The sequence below is a fragment of the Myceligenerans pegani genome (genome assembly GCF_014892515.1).
Taxonomy (GTDB): domain Bacteria; phylum Actinomycetota; class Actinomycetes; order Actinomycetales; family Cellulomonadaceae; genus Myceligenerans; species Myceligenerans pegani.
In genome coordinates this window covers 38,364-46,320 of the sequence record NZ_JADBGR010000060.1, presented here as the reverse complement: position 1 = coordinate 46,320, position 7,957 = coordinate 38,364, and the positions used below count along the sequence as shown (strand labels likewise).

General features: G+C 72.2%; 1 protein-coding gene. It reads right to left on the bottom strand.

What is annotated here, in order from left to right; translation table 11 throughout:
* Nucleotides 1–7,956: hypothetical protein (locus IIE03_RS06445; protein ID WP_192861923.1), on the bottom strand; the 7,956-nt coding region annotated here is incomplete at its 3' end.
* Nucleotide 7,957: the final 1 nt, after the last annotated feature.

Below are 7,957 nucleotides of genomic sequence, written 5' to 3'. Positions count from 1 at the left end.
CTGGGTGGCCCAGTCCGTGTTCGGGACCGAGGCCAGCGGGGTGCCGTGGTGGTCCGCGACCAGGCTCGAGACGCTCTTCATGCCCTTGTCGGTGCGGACCGCGACCGTCTGCCCCGCAAACGCGTAGTACCGCGTCGTGGCGACCGGCTGACCCGGGGTCAGGGTGAGCTCCTGCCCGCCACCCACGTACGCCGTCACACCCGTGACCACAGGAGTCCCGCCGCTGGTCGTAGCGGTGCGGGTGATGCGCACGAGGCGGTCGCCGTCGGCGGAGTAAATGTTCTCCGTCGCCAGCGTGCCCTCATCCGTCACCGTCGGGGTCGCCCCGCTGCCGGTCTGACCCTCACACCACGTCTCCGGATCCTCCCCGTCAGGCACCTCACACTCCGGCTCAGCCGGCTGCACCGACAGCGACGTGTCCGTGTCCGTACCGGTCAGTTCCGACTCGACGTCAAAGGTCAGCTCCTGCGTGGCGGTGCGGGTCTCGGTCTCGCCCGTCGATGTCGCGGCCGAGCCCTCGGTGACCGTGGTGCGTCCGGTCGTGTTCCCGGCGGCGTCGTAGGTGAACGCCTCGGTGATCGTGCCCGAGGGAGCGTCCACGGTGACGCCGGTGACCTGGTGAGGGCCGGCCGGGTCGTACTCGTAGGTGGTGGTCGTGTCCCCGTCCGGGGTGCGGTGTGTCCACTGGGTGCGGTTGCCGTTGCCCTCGAAGGCCCACGTGTCCCAGTACGGGGCCGGGCCCGCCAGGGTCGCGACGTCCTTCGCCGCGGCACAGTCCGCCGTCGCGCTGCGGGTTCCGTCCGTCGCCGTCGGCACCACCGGCGTCCACGCCTCGGTCAGGCGCCCGAGCGCGTCGTAGTCGAAGCACTGCCCGTCGGCCTCGATGCCCCCGCTGGATGCGGACGGCACGTCGGTCTGGGACAGGATGTTCCCGGCGTCGTCGTACGTGTAGGTGACGTCCAGGTCCGTGCCGTTGATGCGTTCCCGGTCCAGGGCGATGCCCTCGAGCCGGCGGGTGGCCTCGTCGTACTCGTAGGAGACGACCGCGGCGTACGTGTTGCCCAGGTCCAGCCACGACTGCTCGCCGTAGATCGTGCGGCCCGACGCCGCCACGTAGGTGCCCCACCCGAACCCGCCGCCCATCCACTCGGGCAGGGACGCCTCGTCGAAGTGGGTGGTGACGGTCTCCTGGCCCAGCGTGCCGGCCGCGGGGAGGGTGACGGACTCCACCTGCCCGTCGGCCATGTAGGTGTACGTCGTCTCGTAGTCGCCCGCCAGCTCACCCAGCTCGGAATTCGAGCTCGGCAGGTGCACGACGGATCCGGTGGGCCGGTAGGCGTCGTCGTACCCGGTCACCGTCGTCACGTATTCGTGACCGCCGGAGTACCGGATGGAGGCAGTGGCCTGGCCCTTGACCACCGTCGAACCAGGCGCCCCGGACGCGTCGGTGAGCCGGTCGTACACCCATCCGGCGCGCTGCGCGCCGTAGGTGACGCTGCTGCCGCTCACGGTGGCGTCGAACATGCCGGTCTTGCGCCCCAGAGCGTCGTACTTGTATCCCAGGGAGTCGCCGTTCGCGTCGGTGACCGCCAGGGTCTGCCCGGCGATGTCGTACACGGTCGTGGTGGTGCCGCGGTCCGGGTCGGACGCGGTGACCTGGCGGCCCAGTACGTCGTACCCGTAGGTCCACACGGCGGTCTTGTCGCCGTCCGCGTTCGAAGTGGTGGTCTCGACCACCTTGGCCAGGCGGCCCTCCGGATCACGCTCGTACGTGGTGGACTGGTAGGTCCCGTTCACGTCAGGCAGGCTGTCCGCGTCGGAGTCGCCGGTGTGCTGCCGCAGCTCGACCATCCGTCCGCGCGCGTCCACGACCGTGGTGGTCGGCGTGCCGCCCTCGGGCGGGGTGACGTGGGTGAACTTCCCGTCGTACTCGGTGGTGGTGCGCCAGAGCTCGTAGTCGGGATTGTCGATGTTCCCGTCGTAGAAGCGTTCCGCGGTCTGCCGGCCCGCGCCGTCGTAGTCGAACACGACGGCCGACGGCGGCACCACGTTGCTGGAGGCCAGCGTCAGGAACTTGTTCGAGGCCTCACCCTTGACGTACCACTCCCCGATCGCCAGGACCTTGCGCCCGGCGTGGTCGTACAGGGTGTCGGTCACCACGCGACCCGGGGCCCCCGGGTCGGCGGACTCGGCCTGGGTCTGGATCGGGCGCAGCAGGCCGTCGTACAGGGTGCTGCTCTCGTGCCTCTCGTCCCCTCCGTCGGCCGGCAGTACCGAGGTGCGCACCGCGTTGATCCCGCTCGCGCGGACCGTGTAGGTGTACTCCACCGACGGCGACAGGCTGGTCGCGCGGTCGGGCTGCCACACCTTCAGCAGGCGGCCCAGGTTGTCGTACCTGGCGGTGGTGACCTTCCCGTTCGGGTCCGTCACCGTCAGCGGCACCCCGCGCAGCGGGTCCAGCTCCGTGGTGGTCGCGTGCCGGGTCACCGGGCCCGTCCCGTCCGGGTCGGGCGAGTAGGTGGTCATGCCGATCGGCACACCCGCGGCGTTGTCCTGGTAGGTGGTCTCCGACATCCGCCCGAGCGCGTCGTACACCATCCGCGGCCGGGCCCGCGGCCCGGACTCGTAGGTCACCCGCTGCGCCGTCGTCCACGACAGCGTCGTGCTCTCCCCCACTGCACCGGCGGGCGGGCTGGCCGGGTCGGGCATCAGTGACTTCGTGGGCAGGCCGCGCGTGGGAGCCTCACCCACGTTGCCGCCGTCGTACGCGATCTGCTGCGCCGCGACCAGCTTGCCCGTGCTCCCGCACGCGGCCGCGATGGTGCGCGTCTCCTTGATCGTGGTGCGCAGGTGGTCCGTGGTGTTGGGGATGTAGGACGTCGTCGTGCACAGGTCGTCGCCGCTGGTGCCGATGCCACCGGCATCGTCCACCTTGACGACCTGCCCGTAGGCGTCGAACTCGCTGCGCACCCGGGTCGTGGACGACGTCGTCGTCCCGTCCGCGCGCAGCACCTGCTTCCACGACGTGGACGACTCCAGCCGGCGCGCGTGCGTGTCATCGGCCTCCTGACCGGACCGGTCGTCCCAGCCCGGATTCGTCGCGGTGATGCTCTGGGCGTGCTTGGCCACCGTGACGGAGACCTTCTTCGCGTCCCCCGCCGCGCCGTTGTACACGGTGGTGCGGAACGGCATGCCGGCGAACCGCTCGTTGTCGGTCGCGCTCACGCCGCCGTCGATGCTCGCGGTGAGCGTGTCCCCGGTACCGCGGAAATACTCCGTGACGACCTTCTGCGGGGGACTGTCGTCCTCGATGTGGCCGGTGATCGTGGCCGCCTGCTTGAAGCCCCGGAAGTCGGCGTAGTTGACGTCCTTGAGCGGGCTCAACGCGGACGGGGTGCGCGCCCAGTGCGCGCCACCCGAGTAGGTGTAGGCAGTCTCCACCGTCACCTGGTTCGACGCCTCGCCCGGGTTCTGCACGATGCCCGCCACGAGATGCTTGTGGAACCACTCCGTCACGTCGTTGTCCTCGCCCACCGGCGTCCACGTCACCGGGAAGCACGCCTTCTTGTTGGCCTCCTGCTCGGCCAGGGTGGGGTCGTTGGGCGTGTTCGCGTCCGTGCACTCGGTGGGCTGGTAGTTCACCGTCAGGTGCGACCCGGTGGCCGTGTTCACGCCCTGGATCGCGACCCGGTTCATCACCGGCCAGCCGTCGTTCACCGTGTCCTGCACACGGCCCGGCAGCTGGGTCGAGGTGAACCACACCTTCTGCGGCGCGACGTCATCCTCGCCGCCGCTCGTGTGGTCGACCGCCTGCCGGGTGATGGACTGCAACCACAGCACCCGGTTGGTGCCGTCGCCCGGGTCCTTCCACCGGTGCTTGAGCGTGTAGGTGTCCACCGCCTGATACGCCCCGCCGTCACGCACCTTCGTCGTCACCGAGGTGAGCCGCTTGCGCGTGAAGAACGCCGGGGACATCACCTGCTTGCACGACGTCGTGCTGGTGCAGCGCAGGTCGGTCGGGGTGTCGTGCCAGCGCCACGCCGTCGACTTGTACAGATCGTTCTCGCCACAGCCGGTGTCGGCCAGGCACCGCTCCGCGTAGGACAGGTCCACCCGGTACGGCGCCACGCTGCCGGCCTCGTCACCCGAGGCGGTCGTGCCGTAGGTGATGTAGTCAAGGCGCCCGCCGCGCTCGTACAGCTTCGCGCCGTCCCGGTTCAGGTCCGCCCCGTACCGGTTCTGCTCCCAGGCGTACACGTACGCCATCGACCGGCCCGCGGGATCCACGACGTAGTCCAGGTTCCACCGCCACGCCTGACGCGACTCGGAGTCCGCGAACGCGGACGCCTTGCCGGGCTCACCCGCGTGGTTGCCGTACACCGGCACCGTCCAGGTCGAGTTCTGGTCCAGCGTGTCACCGGTGAACCGCTCGTCCTTGCCGAAGTAGTACTTCACGCCGTCGGTCGTCGTCACGACCCAGTACTCGCCGTTGTCGTCCCGGTTGGGAGCGCCGGTCTGGAGCTTGACGCGGGTGCCGTCGTCGTTCTTCGGACGCCACACACCGTCGTCCTCGTCCCGGATCAGCTCCGAGGAGTGCCCGTTGAACACCAGCGACACCGCATCCGCCGGACCCCAGCACAGGTCCCCCGTCTCGCGATCGGCATTGTTCGGATCCGTCGTCGAACCCGGGTACGGGTCGGTGTCCTGGGCGCACGGGACGAACCGGCGCTCGATGAACCCCGAGGTCATGTCCCAGCCCATACCCGCCACCGAGGACTGCGTGTTCGAGTCCGTGACCAAACCGTCCAGCGCCGCGGTCGAGTACCCGAGCGACAGGTCCGGCGAGGGACCCCCCGACGGCTTGGGCACGCCCAGCGGATACGACCAGGAGAACGAGCCCGTCGACCCGGACACACTCCAGGACGACGACGTCGACAGCGGCGTCGCCCCCCAGTTCCCCGCGTCCGACTGCGTCCCCGACACGAGCGCGTACCGGTCGCCCGCCGACGGCGGCGCCGAGTCGCCCGCCGCCAGCGTCGAGGCGGAGGACGTCTCCGCCGACGACGTCTGCGCCGAGGCGCCGGAGCCGTCCAGGTCGCCGGACTTCTGGCTCGTGGCGCTCTCTTCCTGGAACGTCGCCGCGGCCTGCGTGCTCTCCGCGGTCGGCAGCTCCACCGTGGCCGACACGGTCGAGGTGACCGGGTCGTTGCTCGTGGGAATCCGCTCCGGCTGGCACTCGGGCGCGTCCGGGGTCACCTCCGCACACGCCGGGATCCGCAGCAGCCCGAGCCGGTCGGCCCAGCCAGCTCCGGCGACCTCGGCGAAGTCGGTGTAGTCGAACGCGACGTCCACCTGCCGGGCGGGATCGCCAGCCGCCGGAGGCGTGGCCGACGCGTCGTCGAGTCCCAGCACCACACCCGTGACGCCCTCCGCGTCCGCGACCGTCTGGTCCTCGACCGTCACCTCCAGGCTCTCCGGAGCCGTCGCGGCGGCCGGGGCCTGCACGGTCACGTTCATGCCACCCACATCCTGGGTGGTCGCCGTCGTGGTCACCGGGATCGTCGCCCTCGCCGCGACCGGCAGGTCGTCGGCAGGTGCCACGGACGGCTCCGGCGCGGGCTCCGGCGTCGCGGTGCCCTCGGTGTCCGCGCTCGGCGCCGCCGACGGCTCCGGCAGATGCGCGGTCGCCTCGTCCCGGTGCTCCTTGCGCGCCTCCAGCGTGTCGTCAGGGTTCGCGGTCGACGTCGTCGTCGATGTCGTTTCCAGCGACTCCGCGGACGGCTCCAGCTCGACCGTCAGGACCGCCTGATCCGCGGAGAACGTCGCCATGGAGGCGTCCGCCGTCGGGTCGGCCAGGGCGTCTGCCGCCAGCGCGTCGGCCGTGGTTTTCGGCGTCGACCGGCGGGCGGCGCGCGCCACGGAGTCGTCGTCGGATCCGTCGCCCTGCTCAGCGGCCGCGCCGGAGCCGGGCGCGGCCTCCGTCTCGGCGCTCAGCCCGAGATAGGCGGTCCGGGTGTCGCTGGTGGCGACATGCTTGGCCGCGGCCGTGGCGTCGAACGTGATCCGCTCGGCTCCTTCACCCTCGCTGCCGCCACCGCAGTCCGGGCCGGTCGTCCGCTCGTCCAGCGCCTTCCACGTCGACGCGTGCTCGGCCAGGGTCGTCGCGTGGTCCCACGCACCGGTACGCCACAGGTCGACGGCGACGTCGTCGCACACGCCCGACGCCGGGACGGTGAACCGGGCGGACACCACCTGCTCCGGGTCGGACAGCCCGACCTCCCCCAGGCCCGCGATCGACCAGGCCAGCCGCCGGTCGGCGTCCTCCCGGCTGCCCACGGGCAGGGCCGGGCCGGCAAGGAATCCGGCGGCGCCGGCGCCGAGTCCCGCGGCGTGTCCGGCGCCCGCCGTGGCGTCGTCGGACAGGCTCATCCAGCCGGCCTCGGTCGCCGCCAGCGTTCCCAGGCCGAAGGTCACCGGCCACGCCGTCGTGCCGCCCTGTCCGCCGCGGCCCTGCGCCGAGCGCGCCAGGGCGGCCTGCTTCAGCGCCCTCGCGGGCCGCAGGGTCACGCCTGCCGAGGTCGCCTTCGCGAGCGCGTCGGCGCGCACCGCCTCGGCGATGCGGTCCGCGTTCGGGTCGCCGGGCACGAGCTGCCCGGCCTGCGCGTCCTCCGCACCGGTGTCGACCGCGCCGTCGAGCAGGCCCGAAACCGTGCCGTCCACGGCGTCCTTGCCGGCGGTGACGTCGCCCGTGGCCGATGCGGCGGGGTTCCCGACTCCCGGCCCGTCCGTGCCGACGGCGGCCTCGAGCCCGGGCGCCTGACTCGCCACGAACGTGTCCACCGCCAGGTCGGCCAGCGCGTCGCGCCCGTTCGCCGCGCGCTCCCCGGCGGCGGGAGCCAGTTTCCCCTCCAGGCCGGCCAGGTCGGCGTCCGCGTCGATCGCCAGCGGCTGGGTCCACGTCAGTGCCGCCTTGCCGGTCGGGTCCGCGACGCCGAACCCGTCACCGGATCGCGCCAGGCTCAGGCCCTCGGTGGTGGTCACCGTGAGGTCCAGCGTCGCGATCTCGCTCCGTGCCTCCCGCCACGCCTTCCGCGAGGCCACACGCAGACTCGGCACCAGTCCGGTGCCGTCGGGCGTGACGCGCACCACGAGGTCTACGCCCGGCCCGGCGACAGCCTCGTAGACCGCCGCGTCCCCGTCGAGCTCGGGTTCCGGGAGCGCGAACGGGACGTCGAGAACGACCGTCCCCTGCTCGCCGGCGAACATCGCCAGCGGCCGGCCCTCGGTGCCGTCGGAGACGCTCATCGGAAACACCGGCGCGGTCACGTCCACGCGACCGTCTCCCGGATCCAGGTCCGAGAACCGCGTGTCGATCCGGGACCACTCCCCCGGCGCGTGCGGGGAGAACCTGGTCCGCCGCGCCGCCGCGCTCACCTCCAGCAGCACCGTCCCGGCCGGCGTCGCCTTCGCCGTCGACCACGAGGTGGTCTCGCCGCTGATCATCACGTCCTGGTCGCACGCCTCGGCGACCTGGAGCGCCTCCGCTCGCTCGGCCGCCTGCGCCGTACAGGTCACACCCGCCGCCGGCGCGGCCACCAGCACCGGGCCCGCCGCCACGGCGCCCGCCGCGAACACCGCGGTCACGCCACGCGCCAGGCCGCGCCCGGACCGCTCGCCGCCACGCCCCGCCCTGCGGCCACCATGCCCCGGGCCACGACCCCCGATCGTCGCGACGGCCACGAGCCCGCCACGCAACCTCGCCCCGGCCTCAGGGATCCACGCGAGTGTTCCCGAGAACCTCCGGATCGCTCGCACGGCAGCCAGCCTCGTCATCCCGGTCATCGCAGGCGTCTTCCTCGGGGCCTTCGTCGTCACCGTCGTCGTCCTGATCGTGTTCTCGTCGCGTCCCGTACCGCCCGTGCCGCCGGCCGGGCCCGTCTCGTGGCGCGCGCTCATC